The sequence below is a fragment of the Alcaligenes parafaecalis genome (genome assembly GCF_026344135.1).
GTDB lineage: Bacteria > Pseudomonadota > Gammaproteobacteria > Burkholderiales > Burkholderiaceae_B > Alcaligenes > Alcaligenes parafaecalis.
Genome location: NZ_JAPKNA010000001.1, coordinates 1,022,602 through 1,047,359, shown reverse-complemented (window position 1 = coordinate 1,047,359; position 24,758 = coordinate 1,022,602). Strand labels below are relative to the sequence as shown.

General features: G+C 56.6%; 26 protein-coding genes and 1 pseudogene. 23 read left to right on the top strand and 4 right to left on the bottom strand.

The features are described from left to right. Nucleotides 1-65 precede the first annotated feature (65 nt). Genes OSH09_RS04900 through OSH09_RS04890 form a run of 3 tightly spaced genes read right to left on the bottom strand, consistent with a single transcriptional unit; the run spans nt 66 to nt 3,907 of the window. Entirely contained in the window at nt 66-1,739 is a 1,674-nt protein-coding gene (locus OSH09_RS04900; RefSeq protein WP_266120339.1) for an MFS transporter, read from the bottom strand. A 4-nt stretch (nt 1,740-1,743) separates the two neighbouring features. Then, a complete protein-coding gene (locus OSH09_RS04895; protein WP_266120338.1) occupies nt 1,744-3,207 on the bottom strand; it encodes a sensor histidine kinase in 1,464 nt (487 codons plus the stop codon). A 10-nt stretch (nt 3,208-3,217) separates the two neighbouring features. Further along, a complete protein-coding gene (locus OSH09_RS04890; RefSeq protein WP_207875035.1) occupies nt 3,218-3,907 on the bottom strand; it encodes a response regulator transcription factor in 690 nt (229 codons plus the stop codon). A gap of 206 nt (nt 3,908-4,113) precedes the next feature. Between OSH09_RS04890 and recA the strand changes: the two genes are divergently transcribed. Both recA and recX read left to right on the top strand, forming a co-directional pair. After that, a complete protein-coding gene (gene recA, locus OSH09_RS04885; RefSeq protein ID WP_207875034.1) occupies nt 4,114-5,202 on the top strand; it encodes a recombinase RecA in 1,089 nt (362 codons plus the stop codon). 83 nt (nt 5,203-5,285) lie between these two features. Continuing rightward, nucleotides 5,286-5,831, top strand: coding sequence for a recombination regulator RecX (gene recX, locus OSH09_RS04880; RefSeq protein WP_323178735.1), 546 nt, complete (start codon nt 5,286-5,288; stop codon nt 5,829-5,831). A gap of 69 nt (nt 5,832-5,900) precedes the next feature. Here recX and OSH09_RS04875 read toward each other — a convergent pair whose 3' ends face one another. Further along, complete coding sequence (locus tag OSH09_RS04875) at nt 5,901-6,821, bottom strand: LysR family transcriptional regulator (protein ID WP_207875033.1); 921 nt, start codon at nt 6,819-6,821, stop codon at nt 5,901-5,903. Between the two features lie 118 nt (nt 6,822-6,939). Between OSH09_RS04875 and metE the strand changes: the two genes are divergently transcribed. The 21 genes and pseudogenes from metE to cpaB all read left to right on the top strand — a co-directional run bounded on the left by metE (nt 6,940) and on the right by cpaB (nt 24,743). Next, complete coding sequence (gene metE, locus OSH09_RS04870) at nt 6,940-9,240, top strand: 5-methyltetrahydropteroyltriglutamate--homocysteine S-methyltransferase (protein ID WP_266120337.1); 2,301 nt, start codon at nt 6,940-6,942, stop codon at nt 9,238-9,240. A gap of 267 nt (nt 9,241-9,507) precedes the next feature. Next, a complete protein-coding gene (locus OSH09_RS04865; RefSeq protein WP_222667181.1) occupies nt 9,508-10,086 on the top strand; it encodes a DUF2889 domain-containing protein in 579 nt (192 codons plus the stop codon). A gap of 84 nt (nt 10,087-10,170) precedes the next feature. Further along, nucleotides 10,171-11,331: an ADP-forming succinate--CoA ligase subunit beta gene (gene sucC, locus OSH09_RS04860; RefSeq protein ID WP_207875030.1), complete on the top strand. Its 1,161-nt coding sequence runs from the start codon at nt 10,171-10,173 to the stop codon at nt 11,329-11,331. A 21-nt stretch (nt 11,332-11,352) separates the two neighbouring features. Further along, a complete protein-coding gene (gene sucD, locus OSH09_RS04855; RefSeq protein ID WP_207875029.1) occupies nt 11,353-12,234 on the top strand; it encodes a succinate--CoA ligase subunit alpha in 882 nt (293 codons plus the stop codon). 296 nt (nt 12,235-12,530) lie between these two features. After that, a complete protein-coding gene (locus OSH09_RS04850) occupies nt 12,531-13,235 on the top strand; it encodes a TerC family protein (protein WP_207875028.1) in 705 nt (234 codons plus the stop codon). Nucleotides 13,236-13,239: 4 nt separating this feature from the next. Further along, complete coding sequence (locus OSH09_RS04845) at nt 13,240-13,365, top strand: hypothetical protein (RefSeq protein WP_266120336.1); 126 nt, start codon at nt 13,240-13,242, stop codon at nt 13,363-13,365. Next, a complete protein-coding gene (hemC, locus tag OSH09_RS04840) occupies nt 13,362-14,324 on the top strand; it encodes a hydroxymethylbilane synthase (RefSeq protein ID WP_266120335.1) in 963 nt (320 codons plus the stop codon). Before OSH09_RS04845 ends, hemC begins: the two co-directional genes overlap by 4 nt. A 6-nt stretch (nt 14,325-14,330) precedes the next feature. After that, the gene (locus OSH09_RS04835; protein WP_266120334.1) at nt 14,331-15,131 is read left to right on the top strand and encodes a uroporphyrinogen-III synthase; all 801 of its coding nucleotides are present in this window, start codon (nt 14,331-14,333) and stop codon (nt 15,129-15,131) included. A 24-nt stretch (nt 15,132-15,155) separates the two neighbouring features. Then, entirely contained in the window at nt 15,156-16,511 is a 1,356-nt protein-coding gene (locus OSH09_RS04830) for a uroporphyrinogen-III C-methyltransferase (protein WP_266120333.1), read from the top strand. 3 nt (nt 16,512-16,514) lie between these two features. Beyond that, nucleotides 16,515-18,020 (top strand): heme biosynthesis HemY N-terminal domain-containing protein, encoded by a 1,506-nt coding sequence (locus OSH09_RS04825; protein WP_266120332.1) that lies wholly within the window; start codon nt 16,515-16,517, stop codon nt 18,018-18,020. A 28-nt stretch (nt 18,021-18,048) separates the two neighbouring features. After that, the gene (gene ppa / locus OSH09_RS04820; RefSeq protein ID WP_222667186.1) at nt 18,049-18,585 is read left to right on the top strand and encodes an inorganic diphosphatase; all 537 of its coding nucleotides are present in this window, start codon (nt 18,049-18,051) and stop codon (nt 18,583-18,585) included. Continuing rightward, a complete protein-coding gene (locus OSH09_RS04815) occupies nt 18,582-19,277 on the top strand; it encodes a fumarylacetoacetate hydrolase family protein (RefSeq protein ID WP_266120331.1) in 696 nt (231 codons plus the stop codon). Before ppa ends, OSH09_RS04815 begins: the two co-directional genes overlap by 4 nt. 372 nt (nt 19,278-19,649) lie before the next feature. Further along, nucleotides 19,650-19,889 (top strand): hypothetical protein, encoded by a 240-nt coding sequence (locus tag OSH09_RS04810; protein WP_266120330.1) that lies wholly within the window; start codon nt 19,650-19,652, stop codon nt 19,887-19,889. Then, nucleotides 19,774-20,274, top strand: a complete 501-nt coding sequence (locus OSH09_RS04805; RefSeq protein ID WP_323178733.1) for a TonB-dependent receptor domain-containing protein — start codon at nt 19,774-19,776, stop codon at nt 20,272-20,274. The genes OSH09_RS04810 and OSH09_RS04805 overlap by 116 nt, the downstream gene beginning before the upstream one ends. Then, nucleotides 20,228-20,395: pseudogene (locus OSH09_RS18335) on the top strand (hypothetical protein); the annotation flags it as partial. The gene OSH09_RS04805 and the pseudogene OSH09_RS18335, both read left to right, overlap by 47 nt. A 64-nt stretch (nt 20,396-20,459) precedes the next feature. Beyond that, nucleotides 20,460-21,002 (top strand): hypothetical protein, encoded by a 543-nt coding sequence (locus OSH09_RS04800; protein ID WP_266120328.1) that lies wholly within the window; start codon nt 20,460-20,462, stop codon nt 21,000-21,002. Nucleotides 21,003-21,135: 133 nt separating this feature from the next. Beyond that, nucleotides 21,136-21,393, top strand: coding sequence for a hypothetical protein (locus tag OSH09_RS04795; protein ID WP_009462197.1), 258 nt, complete (start codon nt 21,136-21,138; stop codon nt 21,391-21,393). Next, the gene (locus tag OSH09_RS04790; RefSeq protein ID WP_266120327.1) at nt 21,390-22,649 is read left to right on the top strand and encodes a hypothetical protein; all 1,260 of its coding nucleotides are present in this window, start codon (nt 21,390-21,392) and stop codon (nt 22,647-22,649) included. The genes OSH09_RS04795 and OSH09_RS04790 overlap by 4 nt, the downstream gene beginning before the upstream one ends. Further along, a complete protein-coding gene (locus OSH09_RS04785) occupies nt 22,646-23,248 on the top strand; it encodes a pilus assembly protein TadE (RefSeq protein ID WP_266120326.1) in 603 nt (200 codons plus the stop codon). Before OSH09_RS04790 ends, OSH09_RS04785 begins: the two co-directional genes overlap by 4 nt. Then, nucleotides 23,245-23,865 (top strand): hypothetical protein, encoded by a 621-nt coding sequence (locus OSH09_RS04780; protein WP_266120325.1) that lies wholly within the window; start codon nt 23,245-23,247, stop codon nt 23,863-23,865. The genes OSH09_RS04785 and OSH09_RS04780 overlap by 4 nt, the downstream gene beginning before the upstream one ends. Continuing rightward, nucleotides 23,862-24,743 (top strand): Flp pilus assembly protein CpaB, encoded by an 882-nt coding sequence (gene cpaB, locus OSH09_RS04775; protein ID WP_266120324.1) that lies wholly within the window; start codon nt 23,862-23,864, stop codon nt 24,741-24,743. Before OSH09_RS04780 ends, cpaB begins: the two co-directional genes overlap by 4 nt. Nucleotides 24,744-24,758 lie beyond the last annotated feature (15 nt).

Here is a 24,758-nt window from a genome sequence, read left to right as displayed (position 1 = left end):
CCCTTGCATTTGCTTGACAGGGGGCAAAAAATGACAGGCGCGACGGGCTGGCGTGCATGATGTCGCTAACGATTGATATCGTTATGGCGGGTCTCGCGCACGAACGGCGCGCCAATCGCGACAGTCACCAGACAGATCAGGATGGGGTACCACAAACCATCATAAATATTGCCAGTAACGGCAATCATGGCAAAGGACAGGGTGGGCAAAAAGCCCCCAAACCAGCCGTTGCCAATGTGATAGGGCAAGCTCATGGAGGTGTAGCGGATGCGAATCGGGAACATCTCCACCAGCATGGCGGCAATGGGGCCATAGACCGCCGTGACCAGCCCCACCAGATAGGTCAGCAAGACAACCAGCATCACTTTATTGATTTGGGCGGGGTCGGCACCGTTCGGGTAGCCATAAAGGCGCATGGTCTCGGTCAGCTCATTTCTAAGTTCTTGCGAGTGCTGGGCAAATTCGGCGCGGCTAAGGTGTCCGCCTTCAAAACCATCAATCACATGCTCGCCAATGCGCACCTGGGCCACCTGGCCGGGTGAACCTTTGACGTTGTTGTAGCTGACGGCATGGCTGGCCATATAGGACTTCACGATATCGCAGGAACTGGTGAAGGTATGGCTGCCTACCGGATTGAACTGGAAGGAACAACTGGCCGGGTCAGTAATGACGGTGACCGGGGCGTTGCGTTGAGCCTGGACCAGGGCGGGGTTGGCAAAATAGGCCAGGCCCTGGAAGACTGGGTAATAGGTCAGGGCGGCCAGCAAACAACCTGTCAGAATGATGGGTTTGCGCCCGATCTGATCTGACAGCCAGCCAAAAAAGATAAAGAGCGGGGTGGCCAGGAGCAGTGAAATCACCATCAGGGTTTGGGCCAGCGTGGCGTGCAAACCCAGCATTTGTGTGATGAAAAACAAGGCGTAGAACTGCCCCGTGTACCACACTACCCCTTGGCCTGCCGTCAGCCCGAACAGGGCCAGCAAGGCCATGCGCAGATTGGCCCAGCGACCAAAGGACTCGGTAATGGGCGAGGTCGATAGCGTGCCTTCTTCCTTGATGTGCTGAAAGGCCGGGGATTCTTTCAGGTTCATCCGTATCCATACGGAAATAGCCAGTAGAAAGACGGAAATCAGAAAGGGAATACGCCAGCCCCAGACGATAAAGGCCTCCTCACCCACCAGGCTGCGTATGCCCATAATGACGAGCAGGGACAAGAGCAAACCGACCGAGGCGGTGGTTTGAATCCAGCTTGTGTAAAAGCCGCGGCGGTGCTGCGGCGCATATTCAGCCACATAGGTCGCGGCCCCGCCATACTCCCCGCCCATCGCCAGACCTTGCAGCAAGCGCAAGACAATCAGCATGATGGGGGCGGCAATACCAATGGCTTCATAGCTGGGCAGTACGCCCACCAGAAAGGTGGACAGACCCATCAGCAAGATGGTGATCAGAAAGGTGTATTTGCGACCGACGCGGTCGCCAATGCGGCCAAAAAGCAAGGCGCCAAACGGGCGGACGGCAAAACCGGCGGCAAAGGCCAGCAAGGCAAAGATAAAGCCAGCCGTAGGATTTACTGCAGAAAAAAAGTGCTGGGCCAGAATGGCGGCCATGGAGCCGTACAGGTAAAAATCGTACCACTCAAACATGGTGCCCAGGGCCGAGGCAAAAATAACCTTGCGGCCTTGGGCATCCAGCTTGTTCTTGGTCTTGGGGAGGGCGGGGCCGGTGATGGTCTGGGACATCGGTTCAGGCCCTCCAAGGCAAAGACAGTGGAAAACTGACGCGCAAACGCAGGCCGCTCTCCTGGCCTGAACTTAGTGGCATAAAGTCGATAGAGGCGCCGTGAATATCGGCAATCTCTCGCACAATGGCCAGCCCCAAACCGCTACCGTCTGCCTGATTGCCCATGATGCGGTAAAAGCGGTCAAAAATTCGTGCCTGATGCTCGGCTGGAATACCGGGGCCATTGTCTTCAATTTCTAGCCAGCCCTTGCCTTGTGTCTGGCCCGTGCGCATGGTGATCCAGCCGCCAGCCGGTGTGTAGATCAGGGCGTTGTCCAGCAAGTTGTTGATCAGCTCATCCAGCAAAACCGGGTCGGCTTGCAAAAGGATGGCTTTGGAGCTGTTCTCCAGACCCAGGTCCAGCCCCAGTTTCAAGGCATCGGGAACGCGCTGGCCAACGTGCAGCTCGGTCAGGGTGTTCAGATCCAGCGTTTGCTTGGTGGGGGCGTAGAGCGCATCACTGCTTTCGGCGCGGGCCAGTGCCAGCATTTGTGTGACCAGACGCGTGGCACGGTCAGTGCCGCGCACCAGTTGTTGCAGACTGGCCTCGGTTTGTTTGGGGTCGCGCTCGCGTAGTGCCAGTTCAGCCTGGGTGCGTATCCCCGCCAGCGGTGTTTTCAATTGATGCGCCGCATTCGCCACAAACTGGCGTTGCGTGGCTGAGAACTGCGCTTGTCGAGCCAACAAGCCATTCATGGCGTCAATAAGCGGCACAATTTCTGCCGGAGCCTGCTCCTGGTCCACAGGTGAAAGATCACCTGGCGCACGGGCACGCAAGCGTGCCTGCAGCAGGTTCAGCGGCTCCAGACCATGTGTCAGCCCCAGGCCCGCCAGCATGGCCGCCAGCGGCACCAGAATGAATTGCGGTGTCAGCATCCCGATCAGAATTTCTCTGTGTAGAACCGCTCTATGTTCATTGGTTTCGGCTGCAACTGCCAGGAAGGGCGTGTCGTTTTTGTCCTTGCCGCCCCAGATATAGGCCAGTCGCAGGCTTTGTTCGTCCAGGGCGACGTCCCGGTAGCGCACCAGGTCGGTGTCATAGCTCCAACTGTCGGGCACTGGCAAATTGGCATTGCCCGCGATAGGCTCGCCATTGGCATCCCGGATTTGCCACAGGGTAGGCGTCGGGCTTTCTTGCCGCAAAATGGTTTGAGCCCCGTGCGATAAATGAATAGGTTCTCTGACGTCCTGCTGGCTGATTTCCACGCGCAGCAAGTCCAGGTGATCGCGCAAGGTGCGGTCATAGGGCGAGTTGGCGATGTGCTGGGCGATGAAATAGGTAATGACAATCCCGATCGTCCAGAGCAAGAACAAGGGCCCGAAAATCCAGATCATGATCTTGTGGATTAACGGGCGCGGTACCACGCGCTTGCTCTTGGGGGGCGGGCGGGTGTTGCTGGATTCGGCGGGTGGTGTAGCGTGCTGCATGGACGATCCCTTAGGCTGGAGCGTCTTCTCGCAGTTTCTCGGGTTCCAGACAGTAGCCCAGGCCACGTACGGTCAGAATACGGACTCCGCTGGGTTCCAGTTTTTTGCGCAGGCGGTGGATATAGACTTCGATGGCGTTAGGGGTAACTTCTTCACCCCACTCACAGAGCAGGTCCACAAACTGGTTCTTGCTGATCATGCGGCCACTGCGTGACAGGAAAATCTCCAGCAAGCTGGTTTCGCGGGCCGACAGTTCCAGAGGCTGATTATCTATATAGGCCATGCGGCCTTTCAGATCAAAGCTAAGCCGTTTGTGATGCAGCAAGGCGCTGCTGGTGCCGGTACTGCGACGCGTCAGGGCGCGCACGCGGGCTTCCAGTTCAGTCAGGGCAAAGGGTTTGGACATGTAGTCGTCCGCGCCCAGATCCAGGCCACGTACGCGTTGTTCTACCGTGTCGCTGGCAGTCAGAATCAGAACGGGCAGGCTGTCCTGGCGTTGGCGTATGGACTGCAGCACCGACAGGCCGGGCTTTTTGGGCAGGTCCAGATCCAGGATCAGAAGGTCGAAGCTTTGCAGTTGCAAGGCCGAGTCGGCGCTATCGCCGTCGTGCACCACATCGACCGCATAGCCTTCGTAGCGTAAGGAGCGAGAAAGTCCATCCGCGAGAATACTGTCGTCTTCGGCTATGAGTATGCGCATGACCCTACACAAACAAGTGATTTAACGGCTGTTTGGCATTGTTGCATAAGGCTGTAAGCCTGGTCAGTAGGGGATAACGATGGCGCCTAGTTAATTTATTTGAATATCTGTGTATATATACAGTATAATTTGATGCAATAATTAGGTTTGATTTTTAATTGCCGTGCCCGTCCGTTGGGGCGCCATTCCACAGTCAAGGATTTTTCATGGACGATAAAAATAGCAAAGCAGTGGCCTCGGAACGTTCCAAAGCGCTGGCCGCCGCTCTGACGCAAATCGAAAAGCAGTTCGGCAAAGGCTCGATCATGCGTTATGGCGACGACAACGTCGAGCATGACATCCAGGTGGTCTCTACGGGTTCCTTGGGTCTGGACATTGCCTTGGGCGTCGGTGGCTTGCCGCGCGGTCGCGTTATTGAAATTTATGGCCCGGAGTCCTCGGGTAAAACCACGCTGACCCTGCAAGTGATTGCAGAGATGCAAAAGCTCAAAGGCACCTGCGCCTTTATTGATGCCGAACACGCGCTGGATGTGCAGTACGCCCAAAAACTGGGTGTGAACCTGGGCGATCTGCTGATCTCTCAGCCCGATACTGGCGAACAGGCTCTGGAAATTACCGAAGCCCTGGTGCGCTCCGGTTCGGTTGACCTGATCGTGATCGACTCGGTGGCTGCCCTGACTCCCAAGGCTGAAATCGAAGGCGATATGGGCGATTCCTTGCCCGGTCTGCAAGCCCGCCTGATGAGCCAGGCCTTGCGTAAATTGACGGCAACCATCAAGCGCGCCAATTGCATGGTTATCTTCATTAACCAGATTCGTATGAAGATTGGCGTCATGTTCGGCAACCCTGAAACCACTACTGGTGGTAACGCACTGAAGTTTTACTCCTCCGTGCGTCTGGATATTCGCCGTATCGGTTCCATCAAGCGTGGCGACGAAATGGTCGGTAACGAAACCCGCGTTAAAGTGGTCAAGAACAAGGTTGCGCCTCCCTTCAAGCAAACCGAGTTCGACATCATGTACGGCAGCGGTATTTCCCGTGAAGGCGAAATTATCGACCTGGGCGTGCAGACGGCTGTGGTCGATAAGGCCGGTGCCTGGTACAGCTACGACGGCAACCGCATTGGTCAGGGTAAAGACAATGTGCGCGAATACCTGAAAGAGCGTCCCGAGTTGGCACGTGAAATCGAAAACAAGGTTCGCGAAAAGCTGGGTGTTGCCTTGATGAGCGCCGCTGTCAGCCGTCCCGCTAGTGCTGCTCCTGCTGCCGCTGCGGCACCCGAGGGAGAGGCCTGATTTTCCCCCCAGAGTTCGATGATGAACCCTTTGAGACGGACCCGGAGGAAATCCGGGAACGCAAACAGGCTCAAAGGGGGCGTATCGCTGCGCTGTCTGCCCAGCCCACCCGGGCGGGCAGCCGCGTAGAGGGCGACTCAAGCGAGTCCCCTGGTTCTGAAAAGAAAGCAGCATCCAAACGGCCCGGGCTGTCTTTAAAAGCCAGGGCCTTGAATTTCCTGTCTCGACGCGAGTATTCCCGCCTGGAGTTGGGCCGCCGCTTGGCAGCCCACGCGGAAAGCGCGGAAGAAGTCGAAGCCTTGCTCGACACCTTAGTCGAACAAAAATGGCTCTCCAACGAACGGTTTGCTCATAGCGTAGTTAACCGCCGTGCTTCACGGGTGGGCACCCGAGTCATTTTGCAAGAGCTGCGCCAGCATGGTGTGGATGTACACCAGACTGAAGTAATCAAAGAAGAATTAATGGCGACCGAGCTGGAGCGCGCCAAGCAAGTGTGGGGCAAAAAATTCAGCGCGCCGCCTGAAGATGCCCGCAACTACGCCAAGCAATATCGCTTCATGGCCAGTCGTGGTTTTTCGGGCCGTATCTTGCAGCAGATATTGGGCGACTGGGAAGACGATCCGGCTTGAATCAGCAGCCTGCCTATCTCCTCTACTTCAATCGCTGTTTATCAGTTAGCTATGCTATTGCTGAATGGTTCAAGGCTGAGCCGCCACAATCCCTTGCAGACTTTTGAAGCAGGTCTCACGTGCCTGTGCCAAAAAGGCTTGCACATAATCCGCCTGTAAATCCTCGCTGCGCACCGTGGCATAAAGCGTGCGCCAGATGCCATGCTCTCCCAAACGGCAAGTGCGGATCGAGGCCGGGTTTAAGAACTCCGTCAAGGCCCAGTTTGGCAATGCTGTCACACCACGTTGGCTGGCAACCAGTTGCACGATCATGGGCGTCAGCTCGGCCTGCCGAATAGCAGCGGGCTCCACATCGGCTGGGGTCAAAAACTGCGTGAAGATATCCAGACGATTGCGTTCGACCGGATAGCTAATCAAGACCTGATCTGTCAGTTGGAACGGCTCTATATAGCGATATTGCGACAAGGGGTGCTGGCTGGAAACAGCGAGCACCAGCTCGTAGCGAAACAGGGGCTCGTAGTGTACGGCCGGATTGTCTTGCGGGTCGGAGGTAATCACCACGTCCAGATCACCGCGCAACAAGGCTGGCAAGGGCGCAAACGAAAACGCGGCGCTCAAGTCCAGCGTGACATCTGGCCATTGCTGCCTGAAGGCATCCAGCGCAGGCATCAGCCATTGAAAGCAGGAGTGGCAATCAATTGCGACATGAAGACGTCCGGTGCGTCCCGCTGCCAGACGCTGCAAGTCGCGCTCGGTTGCTCGCACGCGCGGCAAGATGTCATCGGCCAGCATCAGAATGCGCAAAGCGGCGGTGGTCAGGCGAGCAGGGCGGGTGCGGCGGTTCAGTAATTGCACTTGCAGCCGCACTTCCAGATCGCGTAATTGATGCGACAAGGCGGATTGCGTCACATGCAATCGCTCGGCGGCTTCTTGCAAGCTGCCGCTGTCGCGGATAGCGCTCAGGGTCTCGAGATGTCGGATTTCAAGCATGTTGAATAAAACTCATGATTAGCATGGTGTATTTGATTTTTTTTCAAGTAAGTATACAGGCACAATAGCTTTCATCCGCCTGGTACGGCGCTCATATGGCTAATTTGTGGGGTTTACTATGACTATTATTCATAATCTGGGTTTTCCCCGTATGGGTGCGCAGCGCGAATTGAAGCGCTCCCTGGAGGCTTACTGGGCCGGTCAGGTCAGCCAGGAAGAATTATTGGAAACTGGCAAGGCCTTGCGCGCCCATCATTGGGCCCTGCAGAGCAAGGCAGGCCTGAATATGGTTCCGGTGGGCGATTTTGCCTGGTATGACCAGATTCTGGAGTGGAGCACCTTGCTGGGCGTGGTTCCCGCTCGTTTTGCGCAGGCCGATCATGCCCCTGTGTCGCTGGACACCTTGTTTCGCATGGCTCGCGGTCGTGCACCCAGTGGTACGCCTGCCGCCGCGTGTGAAATGACCAAGTGGTTCGATACTAATTACCACTACATCGTGCCTGAGTTCACTCCTGGCCAAACCTTCCGTATTGCACGTGAGTTTCTGTTTGAGCAGATTGAAGAGGCCAAGGCGCTGGGACATAAGGTCAAGCCTGTCATCCCTGGCCCGTTGAGCTGGTTGTGGTTGGGCAAAGGCGATGCCTACACAGGCTTGGCCGACCCGGGCAAGCTGGCTTTGCTGGATGCTTTGCTGCCGGTTTACGAGCAAGTGCTGGCTCGTTTTAAAGATCAAGGTGTGGAGTGGGTGCAAATTGATGAGCCTATCCTGGTGCTGGATTTGCCCCAGGAGTGGCAAGATGCCTTCCACCGTGTATATCAAAGTTTGAACCAGGCCGGTTTGAACGTGTTGTTAGCAACGTACTTTGATGATCTGCGTGAAAATGTCGCGGTGCTTAAAGATTTGCCGCTTGCAGGCGTGCATATCGATGCTGTCCGCGCTCCAGATGCCTTGCTCGCAGTGAAGGCCGTGTTGGGGCCAGACCAAGTGCTGTCTGCCGGGGTGATCTCGGGTCGCAATATCTGGCGTACGGATTTGGAAAAAGTAGCTCAAACCCTGCAGCCCTTGAAGGCCGCCTTGGGAGAGCGTCTGTGGATTGCGCCGTCGTGTTCACTCTTGCATATCCCTGTTGATGTGCAAAGTGAAACAGGTCTGGATGCAGAATTAAAGAGCTGGTTGTCCTTTGCGGTGCAGAAGCTGGATGAGTTGGCGCTGCTGCAAGGGCTGCTTGATGGCACCTTGGACGAGGCGGGCAAGCAGGCGGTCCAGGCCCAGGCGCTGGCATTGAAAACTCGCCGTGAGTCCCGACGCACGCATAACCCCTCAGTGCAGGCCCAAATGGCCAGGATCGATCAGGTTCAACGCCAGCGGGCTCCTTTTGCCCAGCGTGCCCAAGCCCAGCGCAACAAATTGAAATTGCCTGCTTACCCCACCACCACGATTGGTTCTTTTCCTCAGACCACCGAAATCCGCAGTGCTCGTCGAGATTGGCGTGGAGGCTCTTTAAGCGATTCGGCTTATGAGAAAGCCATGCAGGCCGAAATTGAACAGGTCATTCGTTTCCAGGAGCGCATTGGTCTGGACGTTCTTGTGCATGGGGAAGCCGAACGCAACGATATGGTGGAGTATTTCGGTGAACTGCTGGGCGGCTTTGCCTTCACACAGAACGGGTGGGTGCAAAGCTACGGTTCACGTTGCGTGAAGCCCCCCATTATTTTTGGGGATGTGCTGCGCGTGGCACCCATGAGCGTGGCCTGGTCGTCCTACGCCCAATCCCTGACCGAGCGTCCGGTCAAGGGCATGTTGACGGGGCCGGTGACCATGTTGCAGTGGTCTTTTGTGCGCGACGATCAGCCGCGTGCAGATACTTGCCGTCAGTTGGCGCTGGCATTGCGTGACGAGGTCTCCGATCTGGAGCAGGCCGGTATTCGAGTGATTCAGTTGGACGAACCTGCTTTCCGCGAGGGCCTGCCCCTTCGTCAGGGTGATTGGCAAGCCTACCTGGATTGGGCGGTGGATTGTTTCCGCCTGTCCACCAGCGCCGTGTCTGAGGAGACGCAGATTCATACCCATATGTGCTATTCCGAATTCAACGACATCATGCAGTCGATTGCCGATATGGATGCGGATGTGATCACGATTGAAACCTCGCGCTCCAATATGTTGTTGCTGGACGCGTTTGAACACTTCGAGTACCCCAACGATATCGGTCCCGGCGTGTATGACATCCATTCGCCCAATGTGCCGGACAAGGACTGGATGGTGCGTTTGATGGGTGAGGCGGCCAAACGCTTGCCTGCTGACCGTTTGTGGGTCAATCCGGACTGCGGTTTGAAGACCCGTGGCTGGGCGGAAACCGATGCGTCCTTGCTTGCCATGGTTGATGCGGCCAGGACCTTGCGCGCTGCTGCCCAAGAGTAGTGCAGGCTTAAAACACCCAGCCCGGGTCAAGTGCTTGGGTGGGGTGTTTTGAATCTTGCTGCTCGATTTGCTCACCCGGATAAAAACGACCGCCCATCAGGTGGTCGTTTTTTTCATGCGCCTCTGGCTGATCGCAGGCTCAGTACCGCATTAATCCTGTGTTTGGCCTGCGTTGAGAGCGCTGACGGATTATGTAAGGGGCTGATACGGAACATACGAGGTGCGTTATACTTGATCGGTTTCAATCTTGCCGCCTCGTTCATATCAATGCCTTTGCCTCCGCCGTCCGTTGCCCGTGAACCACTGCATACACGTACCATCACGGTACAGTCGTTTGCACGGGAAGATGGCCTCTGGGATCTGGAGGCCTCGTTGCTGGATGTGAAGTCTTACGACTTTCCCATTCGCAATGGCCAGACCCATAAGGCAGGTGACCCCGTCCACTTGATGCACCTGCGTGTCACCATCGACAGCAGCTTTGCCATTGTGGATGCCGTGGCGGTTTACGATGCGGCCCCTTACCAGGACAACTGTTCGTCCATCTCGGACGCCTACCAGAAATTGGTGGGCCTGAATTTGCTGAAACAGTTTCGTCAGGGTGTCAAAGAACGCTTTGGACGTTCGGCAGGCTGTACGCACATGAGCGAGTTGGCGCAGGTTTTGCCAACGGCCGCCGTGCAGACCATGGCTGGCCGGCGTCGCAGCAGTGGGGAATCAGAGATTTATCGCACCGATAAGCAGCCGTTCCATCTGGACGGCTGTCACGCCTTGCGGTTGAGCGGTCCCGTGGTTGAGGAATTTTATCCCGTCTGGTATCGACCTAAAGTGACAGACGGGGTGGATTAGTTTTTTTGTTTCAGTCAGGTCTCGGGCTTAGGCTTTGGGTTCCTGCCTTCTTTTTTATTGTGTTTTTAGACTGACAGGTATCACATGAAAATTCACGAATATCAGGGCAAAGCACTGCTTAAGCAGTTTGGCGTTGCCGTGCCACGCGGAATTCCTGCCTTCTCCGTCGATGAAGCGGTTGCAGCTGCGCAGGAGCTGGGTGGCTCTGTGTGGGTTGTCAAAGCCCAGATTCACGCCGGTGGCCGTGGTAAGGGTGGTGGCGTCAAGCTGGCTCGCTCGATGGACGAAGTGCGTCAACTGGCCTCGGAAATCCTGGGCATGCAGTTGATCACTCACCAAACCGGTCCAGAAGGCCAGAAAGTAGGCCGTCTGCTGGTGGAAGAGGGTGCTGACATCCAGAAGGAATACTACGTTGGTATCGTTACCGACCGTGCTACCCAACGCGTTGCCGTCATGGCTTCCCGCGAAGGCGGTATGGAAATTGAAGAAGTGGCCGAGCGTAACCCCGACGCCATTCTGAAAGAATTCGTGGATCCTGCTGTTGGCCTGACCAACGAGCAAGCCACCAAGCTGGCTCGTGGCATTGGCGTTCCTGACGCTTCCATCGAGAAAGCCGTTGCTGAATTCCAGAAGCTGTACAAGTGCTACACCGAAACGGATGCTGAACTGGCCGAGATCAACCCTCTGATCCTGACCGGCTCGGGCGATATCATCGCTCTGGACGCCAAGTTCAACTTCGATAGCAACGCCTTGTTCCGTCATCCAGATATCGTGGCTTTCCGCGACCTGGCTGAAGAAGATCCTGCTGAAGTTGAAGCCAGCAAATACGATCTGGCCTACATCCAACTGGACGGCAATATCGGCTGCCTGGTGAACGGTGCTGGTCTGGCCATGGCAACCATGGACACCATCAAGCTGTTTGGCGGCGAGCCTGCCAACTTCCTGGACGTGGGCGGTGGCGCTACGGCCGAGAAAGTAACCGAAGCCTTCAAGATCATGCTGGCCAACAAGGGCGTCAAAGCCATTCTGGTTAACATTTTCGGCGGCATCATGCGCTGCGACGTGATCGCTGAAGGCGTGATCGCTGCGTGCAAGGCCGTCAACCTGAACGTGCCTTTGGTTGTACGCATGAAGGGTACCAACGAAGAGCTGGGCAAGAAAATGCTGGCCGATTCCGGTCTGCCCATCATCAGTGCTGACACCATGGCCGAAGCGGCGACTGCTGTTGTCGCTGCCGCCAAGTAAGAAAAGGTTGAGGATTAGCAAATGTCGATTCTGATCAATAAAGACACTAAAGTCATCACGCAAGGGATCACCGGCAAGACCGGCCAGTTCCACACCCGCATGTGCCGCGAGTACGGTAACGGCATGGAAGCCTTTGTGGCTGGCGTGAACCCCAAGCGTGCTGGTGAGGATTTCGAAGGCGTGCCTATCTACGCTTCCGTGTCCGACGCCAAGGCTGAAACTGGCGCGACTGTGTCGGTTATCTACGTTCCACCCGCAGGTGCTGCTGCTGCCATCTGGGAAGCTGTTGAAGCTGACCTGGACCTGGTTATCTGCATTACCGAAGGCATCCCTGTTCGCGACATGCTGGAAGTTCGCAACCGCATGCGCGCTGAAAACCGCAAAACCTTGCTGTTGGGCCCGAACTGCCCCGGTCTGATCACGCCTGACGAGATCAAGATTGGTATCATGCCCGGCCACATTCACCGCAAGGGCCGCATCGGTGTGGTCAGCCGCTCCGGCACGCTGACTTACGAAGCGGTTGCTCAAGTCACTGAACTGGGCCTGGGGCAATCCTCGGCTGTCGGTATCGGTGGCGACCCAATCAACGGTCTGAAGCACATCGACGTGCTGAAGATGTTCAACGACGATCCTGATACCGATGCCGTTATCATGATTGGCGAGATCGGCGGTCCAGACGAAGTCAACGCGGCTTTGTGGGCTAAAGACAATATGACCAAGCCTGTTGTTGGCTTTATCGCTGGCGTTACAGCCCCTCCCGGAAAACGCATGGGTCACGCTGGTGCCCTGATCTCCGGTGGTGCCGACACGGCCGATGCCAAACTGGAAGTCATGGAAGCTTGCGGTATTCGTACCACTCGCAACCCATCCGAAATGGGCAAATTGCTCAAATTGGCGCTGTAAGATGTAGTACGGAACCCGCTTCGGCGGGTTCTTTGTCTGGCTGCCTGGCAGCCAGAGCAGATTGGCCAGCCGGTTTCGTCAAGAAAACACCTGTTCCGGCGCATTCCTTCCCGAATCTGGCCAGCCTGATGATGCTGAAACGAATGACGTAAAAAAAGAAGCCCCCCATGTTGCACAGGCTAGGATTAGTTTGCTGCTTTAAGGGGCATTGTTGTCTTGGGACGGCCCGGCGACAAAAAAAGAATGTTTGTCCAGCGGCTGGGAAGAGAGCTAACGATTAGCCACACGGGAACGAAATGATTGAATTCCTCCAAACCCTGCATTGGGGTTCACTGTTTCAAATTGTACTGATTGATATTTTGCTCGGCGGTGACAATGCCGTCGTGATTGCACTGGCCTGTCGCAACCTGCCCAAGCAGCAGCGTATGCAAGGCATCATGTGGGGGACGGTCGGCGCGATTTTTCTGCGCGTCATCCTGATTTTCTTTGCCTTGACCCTGCTGGATCTGCCATTCCTGAAAGTGGTGGGCGGCCTGCTGCTCTTGTGGATCGGCGTCAAGTTGTTGATGCCTGAAGACGATGAGCACGGCAATATTCAAGGTGGCGGCACGATCTGGGCGGCGGTGAAAACCATCATCATTGCCGATTTTGTGATGAGCCTGGATAACGTCATTGCCATTGCCGGTGCAGCACAAAACGCGCATCTGGACCATCAACTAGGCTATGTGATCTTTGGTTTATTGCTAAGTGTCCCCATTATTGTCTGGGGCAGCACGCTGGTTCTGAAGTTGATTGATCGTTTCCCCATCGTGGTTACCTTGGGGGGCGCCTTGCTGGGCTGGATTGCAGGCGGCATGCTTGTCACGGACAAGATTGTGGAAAATCAATTTGGCGTCCAGCCCCAGCCTGTTAAACTCGGGATCGAGATTGTTTGTGCCTTATTAGTGATTGCGCTGGGCAAATGGCTGGCGCACCGTAAAGGCTCTATCAAGGAAGCATAGTTCTATGGCATTTTTTAAATCCTCCGACGCCAAAGGCCAGGAAGGTGGTTTGTCCCTGCTGCAAGGCTTAGGGCTCCTGGCCATTATCGGTATTGTTGCAGCAGCCATCGTGCGCTACTTTGCTGCATGACCGCTGTGGCTTGTACCCCTCAGGAATTGGTTATTGCCACACGCGCCAGTCAACTGGCCTTGTGGCAAGCCAAGCATGTTCGCGACCGTCTGCAGCAGTTGTACCCGCAGTGCAAGGTGTCTTTGCTGGAAATGACTACCCGTGGTGACCAGATTCTGGACCGCACCTTGTCCAAGGTCGGCGGCAAGGGTCTGTTTGTCAAAGAATTGGAAACTGCCTTGCTGGATGGCCGCGCCCATCTGGCCGTGCACTCCTTGAAAGACGTGCCGGTGGTCCTGCCCGAGTCTTTTGACTTGCCCATCATCATGGAACGGGACGACCCACGCGATGCTTTTGTTTCCAATACTTATACCAATCTTGCGGCTTTACCTGCTGGTGCCATCGTAGGCACATCCAGCTTGCGCCGTGAATCCCAGATTCGTGAGCGTTACCCGCATCTGGATATCCGTCCGCTGCGTGGCAATGTGCAAACGCGCTTGTCCAAGCTGGATCGAGGCGATTACGACGCCATTATTCTGGCTTCGGCCGGTTTGCGCCGTCTGGAGTTGGCCGAACGTATTCGCGATTACATCTCTGTTGACGACAGCTTGCCTGCTGCCGGGCAAGGGGCCTTGGGAATTGAAATCCTCAAGACTCGCACCGATGTGGCGCAATGGCTGGCTCCCTTGAGCCATGACACCAGCCATGTGTGTGCCTTGGCCGAGCGTGCCGTGTCGCGTGCTCTGGGTGGTTCCTGTCAAGTGCCCTTGGCTGCCTACGCCACCCTGGACGGCGAGCAACTGAGCCTGAGCGGTCTGGTTGCCGAGCCTGACGGATCGACGGTATACCGGGCGCAAATTCGCGGTTCAGCTAAACAGGCTGAAGATTTGGGCCTGTCCCTGGCAGAGGATCTGAAGCAGCAAGGTGCCCAGGCTATCCTGGATCGCTTGCTGACGGAACAGTCGTCAGAAGGCCAATAAATCGGCATGAACCTGCCTTGTGTATTACTGACCCGCCCGGCGGGACGGAATGAAACCCTGTCGGCTGCCCTGGCCGCGCAGGGTTTTTCTTCTTTGGTTTTCCCCGCCCTGACCTTGGAAGCGCAAGCGCTTACCCAGGAGCAATGGCAAGATCCCAAGGATTGTGACCTGGTGCTTTTTGTCAGCAGCAGCGCTGTCAATTTCTATTTTGACGCTCTGCGGGCACGTGGCCAGAGCTGGCCCAACGGTGTCCTGCTAGCTGCCGTCGGCCTGGCGACGGCAGCCTGTTTGCGCGCCCAGGAGGGCGTTGCATCCGAGGACGTGCTGTACCCCGAAGCGCTTGATTCCTTACAGGACTCAGAGGCTTTGTGGGCGGTCCTGGAGCCCAGGCTCGGGCATCTGGCGCGGGTTCTGATTGTGCGAGGCCATAGCGGTCGCGAATGGTTGGGGCAGCGTCTGGAAGACCACGGAGTTCAGGTCCAGCGCCTGGCCATGTATCAGCGCAACGCCGCGCAGTGGAGCCCGGAGCAGGGCCGCCAAATTCGTGACAGTTTGCAGGCGGGCCGCCTGGCCGTTCTGCTAAGCAGCTCCCAAAGTGCTGATGCGGTTTTTGCCAATGCAAAGCGGCTGGGTTTGATGGATAGTTGGGCGCAATGCGCCTATGTGGTCATTCATCCGCGTATTGAGGAACATTTACAGTCCTTATTGCTGCAAGCTGGAATCGCAGCGCCACCAATGGTAAAAAGGTGTACACCAGACGATGATGACATTGTCGCTGCCTTGATGGCGGTGCTCTCGCGCGATTAGCCTCACACGGATTACAATCTTGCCATGAACGATAAAACAGAGAACGCATCCGCAAGCGAACCGGAGACTCCCATTTCCAGCCCAGCCAATACAACGGCACCTCGTCCGTATTCCGAACCTGAAAACAGCACCACCGCGCCTCAAAAGCGTAAAAGTGGCGCGGGTCCGGCCTATGCCCTGACGGCTGTTGTGGTGGTTCTGGCCGCTGCCGGTCTTTGGTATCAGAACTCGATTCTGGAAAAGCATAAAGCTGAACTGCAAGCGCAGTTGGCGACCAACGTCAGTACCACGGAGCAGGCGCGCCAGACCGCGCAGCAAGCCCTGGCCCTGGCACAGCGTCAGTCCGACAAGCTGGCGCAGTTGGAAAAATCCTTTAACGATTCCACCGAACAGTTCCATGATCTGAGCCAGGCGTTCCAGACCATGACGGACAGCGGGTCGGAATTGGTTTTGTTGAATGATATTGATCACCTGGCCACGATTGCCCAGCAACAATTGATGCTGGGTGGCAATGTGGCCAATGCCATCGTTTCTCTGGAAGCGGCCCAGGCGCAGTTGGCGCGCGCCAATCGCGTGGGACTGGCCTCTTTGCAACAGACCCTGAATGGCGATCTGGAGCGCTTGCGTGCAGCGGCTACGGTTGATGTGGCCTCTTTGTCCCGTCAACTGGATACCTTGTCGCGTTACGTCTCGGAAGCACCTTTGCTGGTGCCTGATGACGTTGCGGGTGGCGCTAATACCGAAGCGCTGGACCTGCAGTCCGAGGTTCAGGAACCTGCTGAGTTGGCGGCCGATGCCCCATGGTGGGAACGTAGCTGGAACACGGTGGAGCAGTGGGGCAGCAGCGCCTGGCGTTCTGTCAGCCACGATCTGGGGCAGTTTGTCTCCATCCGCCGTGTTGACGATGCTGCCGCCTTGTTGATGTCGCCCGATCAGGCTGCCCGTCTGCGTGAGAATCTGCGTCTGCGCATTATGGCTGCGCAATTGGCCATGATGATGAATCAGTCCGCCGTCTGGCAGACGGAGTTGACTGCCGTGGCTACGGCGCTGGAGAAGCGCTTTGACACGCAATCCGGCCAAGTTCAGCAAGCACTACGCCTGACCCGCCAATTGCAAGACACCCGCATCGGCGCTCGTTTGCCTACCGTGAATAACACCTTGGCGGCGATTGAAAGCCTGCGTCAGGCCCAGGCTGGTCGTAGTCAGGACAATGCGGACGACAGCACGAGCGAGCCGGGGGACACCGATCACATCTTGTCCGACCCTCCTCAATCCACTGAGCCTGCCAGCCAGGAACCAGCGGCTCCGGCTAGCGAACAGACTGAGTCTGGTGCTCCCGCTCAAACCGAGACGGAACAGCCCGCTCAGGCGCAGGGGTAAGGTATGCGTACTTGGTTCTGGACCCTCATCCTTTTTATTGCCGCGGTTGCCCTGGCACTGGTCCTGCGTGAACACGCCGGTAACGTCTACCTGGTGACCCCGCATTATCTGGCTCGTGCCTCGTTGACCTATGTGGTCCTGTGCACGCTGGGCCTGTTCATTGTTCTGTACGTTTTGCTGCGTCTTCTGGCGTGGTTCAGCGACGGTCCTGAGCGTTTCCGTCTTTGGCGTGGTCGTCGCGCTCAACGGCGCGATCAAACCTTGCTGGAAACAGGCTGGATCAGCATTCTGGAAGGGCGTTACGAACAAGCCGAAAAAGACATGATGAAGCTGATGAGCAAAACCCGCTCGCAGTCCAGCAAAGTCGTGGCTGGCTTGGCCGCTGCACGTGCCGCACATTATCAAGGTCAGATTGCACAACGTGACGAAGCTTTGGCTGCCGCTCGTGCGGCCGCTGGTGACGATGTACGCTTGAAAGAAGCCAGCGCAGTGGCCTCAGCCGAACTGTATCTGGATCAGAACCGGACAGAGGAGGCCATCGAGCTGCTGCAAGGCTTGCAAGATGCCAGTTCGCGTCACCTGCATGCCACCCGTTTGCTGTTGCGTGCCTATCGTCAGCAAGGCAATGCCGAGCGCGTCTATGAGTTGACCCGTTTGCTGGTGCGTCGCAGCGGCATTGACCGCCAGGAGGCACTCAGCCATATCGAGTTTGCGGCTGCCGCACGCTTGCGTGCAGGCGGTGTAGAACAGTTCAAGGCCTTGTGGTCGGATCTGAAATCTGAAGAAAAAGTCTTGCCCGGCGTGGCCCTGGAAGCTGCCCTGATTCAGGAACAAGAAGGCAATTACGAAGAAGCCGGTCGCATTCTGGAGCCTGCGATTGCCGCCAGCTTCGATGCTCGCTTGCTGGAAGCCTATGCGCAATGCCCCCCCGAGTTTGTGGGCCGCCGTTTGGCCAAAGCCGAGGAATGGCTGCGTAGTCAGCCTAATAATCCGGTCTTGCTGTCCACCTTGGGTCACTTGTGTCTGACCAGTCAGTTGTGGGGCCAGGGCGAACATTATTTGCTGCGCAGCCTGAAAATTCAGGGTGATCTGCGTAATCACGCATTGCTGGGTAATTTGTACGACAGCCTGGGTCGCCATGACGAAGCGGTGTCTTACTGGCGTAAGGCGGCGTCCATGGCCGGTACCTTGCCTATCCTGGCAGTCAGCCGTGCTTTGCCTGCGGCGGATACCCGTCATGATCCTAGCCACACGGACGCAGACAGTCTGCCTTCGCAGGACGATGACGATTTGCCGCATTACACCTATGCCGCCAGCGTCGTGGCCGAGGACTTGCCCGATCATGGCCGTCCCTTGCCTGTGGTCGCCGAGCCCGTACCTCCTGCTGCGACACCGGAGCAAGATAGCGTGAGCTCCTCCTCGGATCTGGATGATTACTTTGATACGGCTCCCATCCCTGGGGTCGATCTCTCTCAAACTTCGGACCGTCCTCGACGCTCCAACGATTAATTTCTTTTATTTTTAAAGGTTTGCACGAATGAGCCTCGCCCAAGTACCTGCTGGCAAAAAACTGCCCGACGAGATCAACGTAGTCATCGAAATCCCCATGAACTCGGACCCCGTCAAATACGAAGTTGACGAAAACGGTGTGGTTTTTGTGGATCGCTTCATGCTGACCGCCATGCACTACCCCTGCAACTACGGCTACGTTCCACAAACCATTTCGGACGATGGCGACCCCGTTGACGTGCTGGTGATTGCTCCTTTCCCAATCCAGATCGGTGCTGTGATCCCTTGCCGTCCTATCGGCGTGCTGCACATGGACGACGAAGGCGGTGGTGATGCCAAGCTGCTGGCTGTGCCTACCGACAAGCTGTACCCTTTGTACCGCAATGTTCAGTCGCCTGACGATCTGCAGCCTGAAGAGCTGGAGCGCATCAAGCACTTTTTCGAGCACTACAAAGATATCGAAAAAGGCAAATGGGTCAAGGTCAAGGGCTGGGACGGTATCGAAGCTGCCAAGAAAGAACTGGTAGACGGTGCCAAACGCTTTGCTGACGGCCAGGCAAAATGAATACCGTTATCCCCGCACCAGCCATTGCGGCACTGAACGTACAGGACAGTGAGCAGGTTTTTCCTGTACGTCGCATTTATTGCGTCGGCCGCAATTACGTCGAGCATGCTAAGGAAATGGGCTTTACCGGTCGCGAAGATCCTTTCTTCTTCTGCAAACCGGCGGATTCCATTTTGAATGTGCTGCCCGGCCAGGTCTGCGACATGCCATATCCGTCCCGCACCCAGGATCTGCATCACGAGATCGAACTCGTCGTAGCTTTGTCCAAAGGCGGGTGTGATCTGACCGTGGAGCAGGCTGCTGAATGTGTGTGGGGATACGCGGTGGGTCTGGATATGACCCGCCGGGATTTGCAGACGCAAGCCAAAAAAGCCGGTCGTCCCTGGGAAGTGGGCAAAGCCTTTGACCACTCCGCACCGACCGGCCCTCTGGTGCCACGCAGCCGTATTGGCGAGTTGTCCCAAGGTGCGATCACTCTGGACGTCAACGGCGAACGCCGCCAGACCGGCGATTTGAATCAGTTGATCTGGAATGTGGCTGAGTCCATCGCTTATCTGTCTGGCCTGTTCGAGCTGGTCCCTGGCGACATCATCTTCACAGGAACCCCGGCCGGTGTAGGTTCGGTGGAACGTGGCGATGTGATGCATGGGGCTATCGACGGCCTGGGCAGCATAGACGTGCGTCTGGTCTGATCCCAGTTTGAATCGTTAGTCATGAACCCGTCTGGAGACGACTCTCCAGGCGGGTTCATTCATTTGGGGATAGATCGGGTCGTTTGAGAGCAAGGTGGGGTGCGAGCCATAGTCCGCCAGGATGTCGCCTAAAGCCAGGCCTGTGCAGATACAGGTATATCTAGCCTGCCGGAAGTAATTTATTGATAATTGAGACTTATTCTTATTTGTCTCCATGCCTGACTCCAGGTTTTCAATGAATACTCCCATGTCCGACAAGCTATCCGTGATGACGGTTGAAACGCTCTATTGCCATCATCATGGCTGGTTGCAGGGCTAGCTGCCCCGCAAACTTGGTAATAGCAATGATGCGGCTGATATGGCGTGGTGGACGTGGATCTTACGCCAGCCACCACCCTGAGCCTGGGCTTGTCGCGGCAGCGGCAACATAACGAGGGCTCTAGCTGGGGAGGATTTCCGACCCGTGCAGATGGCTCGTTTTACGACTTGTCGCCTCATGGTTTTCTGGGCAGCGACTGGGAGTATCTGGGCCGAGTCCGATTACGTTGCGAGTTACCCGTGGTATACCGGCGGCGCACTGCGCAAATTTACCCAGAGCGTGGATATGCGTGACAAGCATTACGCGTTCAACGTCAATGCAAATGGTCTTTTGACCTTGTTCGGGCGCGATCATGACTTTGCCATCGGAGTCAATGCCAACAAGGAAAGTGAGCGGGTGGATGGCAGTTCAGCCGCCAACATTCCGCTTGATCCGGAGAACTGGAATCCCACATCGCAGGTCAAGCCAAGGTTTGGTCTGAATCCCTACTACGTAGATGAGAACAAGGAAGAACTTGGACTCTATGCCTCGGCACGCTTTGATATCGCGGACCCACTGAAACTCATACTGGGTGGACGTGTGAGCTGGTTCAAATCCAAGTCGCAATACTACAAAACGGACTATTCGGCGGATGCCGAGTTTGTGTCCTACGTGGGGCCTGGTGTACGACTTGAATGACACGTACTCGGTCGATGCAAGCCACACTGGTATTTTCAAGCCGCAAAGTTATTGCGACATCAACGGCTCCTTGCTCGACCCGGTAAAAGGTACGAATAAGGAGCTGGGTCTGAAGGGTGAGTTTCTGGACAAACGCCTGAATGCATCGATCGCACTGTTTCAGTTTGAGCAGGTAAACCGCACCCGTGCAAGTAGCGGCGACTTCTGCCGTATCTACCCCGGTGTCAGAGGCCGTCTTGCAGCGGGAAGTTGCGCCGGGAATTTACGAGCTGGTGTACAGCCCGATTTCCAAGGCTGTATTTGTTACGAGTACGGAGGAAGTCACCAGCAAGGGCGAGCCGGTGCACACCCGCCAGATCGTGGTGGATGAAGCTGCCAATCAGATCATCGTCAGTGGTGTGACAGATCTTGGTTTTATCTGGGTTATTGATGGCAAGACCTTCTCAACGAACCGTATCCTGCGCGACATTGAAGCGCCTACGGCGGGTTTGACCCTGGATGCGGCGAATCATAGATTACTGGCCAGCGGCACTGCAGCCTATGCAGTGTTCGACACGCAAAGTTGGGAACTGGTTGGCGAAAACCGCATCCCGGAGAAGCTGTCGCTTAGCGATATCAGACGACGTTTTCTGGTCAATACCGCACTGGATGGCAAGAGTGAACGCTTGTTTGCCAATCAGCTTAATAATAATGAAGGCACCTTGGTGTTTGACCTGCAGGCCTTGTAACGCTGACGGTGCCAAGTGCTGTATGAAATAGCCGCATAGACCGTAGCCGGACAAGCCCATCCGGCTCGGTTTCTGCGAATATTCTGGTGCGCTGCCAAGGGGCAGACTATGAACTGACTTTTGGGAGATTCCAATGAGACAGTTCATCAGGCGGCAGCGCGGCCAGGGTATGGTTGAGTATTTGATTATTGTGGCTTTGGTCGCTGTGGCAGCCATCGCCGTTTATCAGTCTTTTGGTCAGGTTATTCGTAACCAGACCGCCGCCATGGCCAAGGAACTGGCGGGCGAGGACGGCTCCGAGCAGACTCAACAAGCCCAATCCGCGGCTTCTGCTGCCGCCGCTCAAGGCAGTGCCAAGAGCCTCAAATCCTTTACGGGCAATGCGCAATGAGGCAGCCCGATTATCATCAAGACGGGGCCGCGCTGGCTTGGGGCCTGATTGCGCTGGCGCTTCTGTCTGTCGCCTGGGGCGGCTACTTTCATGTGAACCAGATTGCAGAGCAACAAGGGCGCTTGTCCTTGGTGCTGGATGCGGCGGCCTATGGGGCGGCAACCGAGCAAGCTCGTACCCTGAATCTGCTGGCGTATATCAATCGGGCGCAGCTCGGGCATCAATTGGCGCTGGGTCATCTGCTGACTATGGCAACGTGGGACAGAGCTGCTCAGACCCAGTCAGGCCAGGCTCGTCGAGCCAACCCTCCCTCTCATCTGGTCGCCATGATGTTTGGTTCGGCGCATGGCCTGGCGTATACCCAGGCGCGTTCTGCAGGAGACAATCAGGAGGCATTGGAGCAGGCTTTTCAGGGGCATCAGCAGGTGATTCATGGGGTGCTGGCCCAAGCACAACAGCAATTGGTGCAGGGCTTGCCGCAACGTCGACACGCCATTATTCAAGCGACTCTGGAGGGCAGTTTGCCGGACTGGCCGGTTCAAGCCCTGAACTGGCAGATTGAACAGGATAGTTGGCCGCAGTTTCTGCTTTTGCAGTCCGGGAAACAGCAGTGGCAACCTGGACTGGAACATCTGGTGTCTTTGTATGGTTTTCTGGCCCCGCGAGATTACGAGGCTCGCTCTTATCCGGGAGTCGACAGGCGCTGTCCCTTGTGGCGTCATCGCTTACGCCGCTCTGGTCGTACCGAGTTTGATACCACGGGTCGCTGGCATTCCACCGATACGCAGTCCATGCATATGGTGCGATCCAACCGTTGGATAGGTTGCTACTTCCGTGAATACGCGATGGCCTGGGCCTTGCAGACCCCCGCACAGACTTCAGGCATTGAAGCCCCAGACGACTTTTCAGGGCAGAGCTTCTGGAAATGGGCTATGGAGCAGGGGAATGGCTCTTTGTTGTCGGCCCAGGGCAATACCGTGGCGCATTCCTGGGCTCGCCGTGATGCCCGACCCTGGAGCCAAAGAGCCTGGGTGGATGGCTATGTCCTGGCTGATCCGGTGCAGCGTGCTGACCCGGATTTGGTCCTGAGTTTGCAAGCAAACGGTCATTTAGGGCAGACCGTCCATACCCGTGCGGCGGCTCAATCTTTTTTCTCTTTACCGCCTGATAGTCCCCAGTCCGATGAGACCCGGCCCAGCTTGTTTCTGCCTTTCTGGCAGGCACGCCTGATGGATGCAGGGAGCCGCCGATCATGACACAGCGACAAGTGGGGATGGCTCTGGTGGAGGCCTGTTTGCTGGGCGTGGTACTGGGTCTGATGGTTATGGCGGGCCGCTGGCTGATGCAGCAGCAGTATCGCTTGCAGCAAATGCAGCAAAGCACGCATTTGACGTTGTTCATGCATGACGCTCAAGGCAAACCTCAGGCATCTGTGTTCAGTCCTGCGCCCGGTTTGGAGCCAGTTCGTTTTGTGGAGTCCGACACCTCTGCCGCCCAGTCTTTGCAGTGGGAGCTGTTGAGCCTGCAGAGTGGGTCCTGGACGGCACAGTCGCGCGTTTCTGTACCCTGGCCTCGCTGGTTAAGCGCCTTGTCCAAGCGCACGCAGCTTCATCGGCAATCACAATTGTGGGCCGGTGCAGGGCAAGCGGCGAGCACCCAGCAAACCCGGCAGCGTCTGGAAAGCAGTGCTACCGCGTGGGAAAAGGCGGCATCATCCAGCCACTCAGCCGCCCGCGAGACGGTACGGCAAGCCAGGCCTTTGGATAGCGCGTGGGGGAGAACCCAGCCTGATCTGGACTGGTTGGGGCGATGGCAGGACTTCGTGCCTGATCAGCTTAACAAGGGGGCCTTATGAAGCCGTTGCTCGCTTTGTTGTTGATGACCTTGCTGATGCTTAGCCCCGTCCCTGCCAAGACGCAGAGTTTGTCCGAACCGATAAAAGATCCTCAGATCAGTTGGGATCAAGGCCAGATTACACAGACGGATGTGGGGCCGGTCCATTCCTGGGCTTTGAGTACAGAGCTGGGCCCGCAAGCCTTGTCCTCGCGTTTGGAGCCTTTTTGTGGTGCCAGCTTTGGCGCGATGAGGTTAGAGGGGCAATGGGTGTTTTTGAGCGCAAAGGATAGCAAGAACTGCGTTTTATGGCTGGACAGTGTGCAGGCCCAGCCTCGTTCAGGATTGTTGAGTATGGCCGAGCAAAGTCAGCGGATGAGTCCGTCTTTAAACCTGGCTGAAGCACCTGTTTCAGGTCCCGTGTTATGGCAACACGAACAGCCGGGGCAGGCACAAAGCTGGTTGCTCATCGCGGAATCGGGCTGGCAAGAGGCCTTGCGTCGCGAGGCTTGGGGATCTGAAGCGGGCGAGCGCTTTTGGCGTAGGGGTCCAGCCGAACTGGATGTGATGGAACTGGAGTATGGGCAGGAGCGCTACTTGCTGCTGATTTGCCGTGCTTGTGAAAAGGAGGCCTCATGATTCGTGCAAAATTCTTATGGCTATGTCGCCATCCGACGGTGGGATTTGGGGTTTTGGCCTTGTTGGCGGGAGGGATGGCGGCAGGGACGAGCAGTCGCTATCTGGACCGCCAGGAAGAGGCTTTGCGACAGGCTGCGCACCGCGTGCAATTGGACAGGGTCGTGGCTGCGTCCAGTTTGGCGGCAGGAACCGTGCTTCAAGCTGAACATTTGGCGGCCCGTGCTTATCCCGCAGACCTGGTCCCTAGCGATAGCTGGGATGCGGCCCAGTTTGAAAGCTTGGTCGGGCAGATAGTGAGCCAGCCGTTGCGTGCGGGAGATTTGATCAGCAAGGCCCACGTGCAGGAAGCCAGCAGTCACTTTTCGCAGCAATTGCTTTCTGGTCGACGGGCTTTAACCGTACCGGTGGATGCCATCAGCTCGGTATCGGGTCTGATCCGGCCTGGGGATCTGATTGATATTTATGTCAGCTTTGATGACAGGCAAAGACGGGTGACAGCCCCTTTATTGCAGTCTGTTCTGGTGCTGGCGACAGGTCAGAAATCGGGTGAAGGCACGGTATCGAATCGTCTTGATAAAGAAGCCTACAACACGCTCACGCTGGACGTAGGCCCCGATGATGCCTTGAAACTGCTGGCCGCCAGACAGCATGGTCGTATCAGCGCCTTGCTGCGCAATCCTGATGATCACACCCCTCATCAGGCGGCGGTGCGTGGTGAGCTGGCCGATATCCTGGGTTTGGGACAGGGTGGGGCGCCCAGACAGCCCGTGCAGGTCCTGTACGGTAACCGGCCAGGTGGGCAGATCAGCCCGGCGGAGCAGGAACGTCTGGGGTGGCTGGCGATGCCTGACAGTTTGTCAGTGGGGCAACAGCCATGAGCAGAACGATTCATT

Coding starts and splice junctions, on each gene's coding strand:
- OSH09_RS04900 (WP_266120339.1), bottom strand. CDS start 1,739: ATGTCCCAGACCATCACCGGCCCCGCCCTCCCCAAGACCAAGAACAAG.
- OSH09_RS04895 (WP_266120338.1), bottom strand. CDS start 3,207: ATGCAGCACGCTACACCACCCGCCGAATCCAGCAACACCCGCCCGCCC.
- OSH09_RS04890 (WP_207875035.1), bottom strand. CDS start 3,907: ATGCGCATACTCATAGCCGAAGACGACAGTATTCTCGCGGATGGACTT.
- recA (WP_207875034.1), top strand. CDS start 4,114: ATGGACGATAAAAATAGCAAAGCAGTGGCCTCGGAACGTTCCAAAGCG.
- OSH09_RS04875 (WP_207875033.1), bottom strand. CDS start 6,821: ATGCTTGAAATCCGACATCTCGAGACCCTGAGCGCTATCCGCGACAGC.
- metE (WP_266120337.1), top strand. CDS start 6,940: ATGACTATTATTCATAATCTGGGTTTTCCCCGTATGGGTGCGCAGCGC.
- OSH09_RS04865 (WP_222667181.1), top strand. CDS start 9,508: ATGCCTTTGCCTCCGCCGTCCGTTGCCCGTGAACCACTGCATACACGT.
- sucC (WP_207875030.1), top strand. CDS start 10,171: ATGAAAATTCACGAATATCAGGGCAAAGCACTGCTTAAGCAGTTTGGC.
- sucD (WP_207875029.1), top strand. CDS start 11,353: ATGTCGATTCTGATCAATAAAGACACTAAAGTCATCACGCAAGGGATC.
- OSH09_RS04850 (WP_207875028.1), top strand. CDS start 12,531: ATGATTGAATTCCTCCAAACCCTGCATTGGGGTTCACTGTTTCAAATT.
- OSH09_RS04845 (WP_266120336.1), top strand. CDS start 13,240: ATGGCATTTTTTAAATCCTCCGACGCCAAAGGCCAGGAAGGTGGTTTG.
- hemC (WP_266120335.1), top strand. CDS start 13,362: ATGACCGCTGTGGCTTGTACCCCTCAGGAATTGGTTATTGCCACACGC.
- OSH09_RS04835 (WP_266120334.1), top strand. CDS start 14,331: ATGAACCTGCCTTGTGTATTACTGACCCGCCCGGCGGGACGGAATGAA.
- OSH09_RS04830 (WP_266120333.1), top strand. CDS start 15,156: ATGAACGATAAAACAGAGAACGCATCCGCAAGCGAACCGGAGACTCCC.
- OSH09_RS04825 (WP_266120332.1), top strand. CDS start 16,515: ATGCGTACTTGGTTCTGGACCCTCATCCTTTTTATTGCCGCGGTTGCC.
- ppa (WP_222667186.1), top strand. CDS start 18,049: ATGAGCCTCGCCCAAGTACCTGCTGGCAAAAAACTGCCCGACGAGATC.
- OSH09_RS04815 (WP_266120331.1), top strand. CDS start 18,582: ATGAATACCGTTATCCCCGCACCAGCCATTGCGGCACTGAACGTACAG.
- OSH09_RS04805 (WP_323178733.1), top strand. CDS start 19,774: ATGGTTTTCTGGGCAGCGACTGGGAGTATCTGGGCCGAGTCCGATTAC.
- OSH09_RS04795 (WP_009462197.1), top strand. CDS start 21,136: ATGAGACAGTTCATCAGGCGGCAGCGCGGCCAGGGTATGGTTGAGTAT.
- OSH09_RS04790 (WP_266120327.1), top strand. CDS start 21,390: ATGAGGCAGCCCGATTATCATCAAGACGGGGCCGCGCTGGCTTGGGGC.
- OSH09_RS04785 (WP_266120326.1), top strand. CDS start 22,646: ATGACACAGCGACAAGTGGGGATGGCTCTGGTGGAGGCCTGTTTGCTG.
- OSH09_RS04780 (WP_266120325.1), top strand. CDS start 23,245: ATGAAGCCGTTGCTCGCTTTGTTGTTGATGACCTTGCTGATGCTTAGC.
- cpaB (WP_266120324.1), top strand. CDS start 23,862: ATGATTCGTGCAAAATTCTTATGGCTATGTCGCCATCCGACGGTGGGA.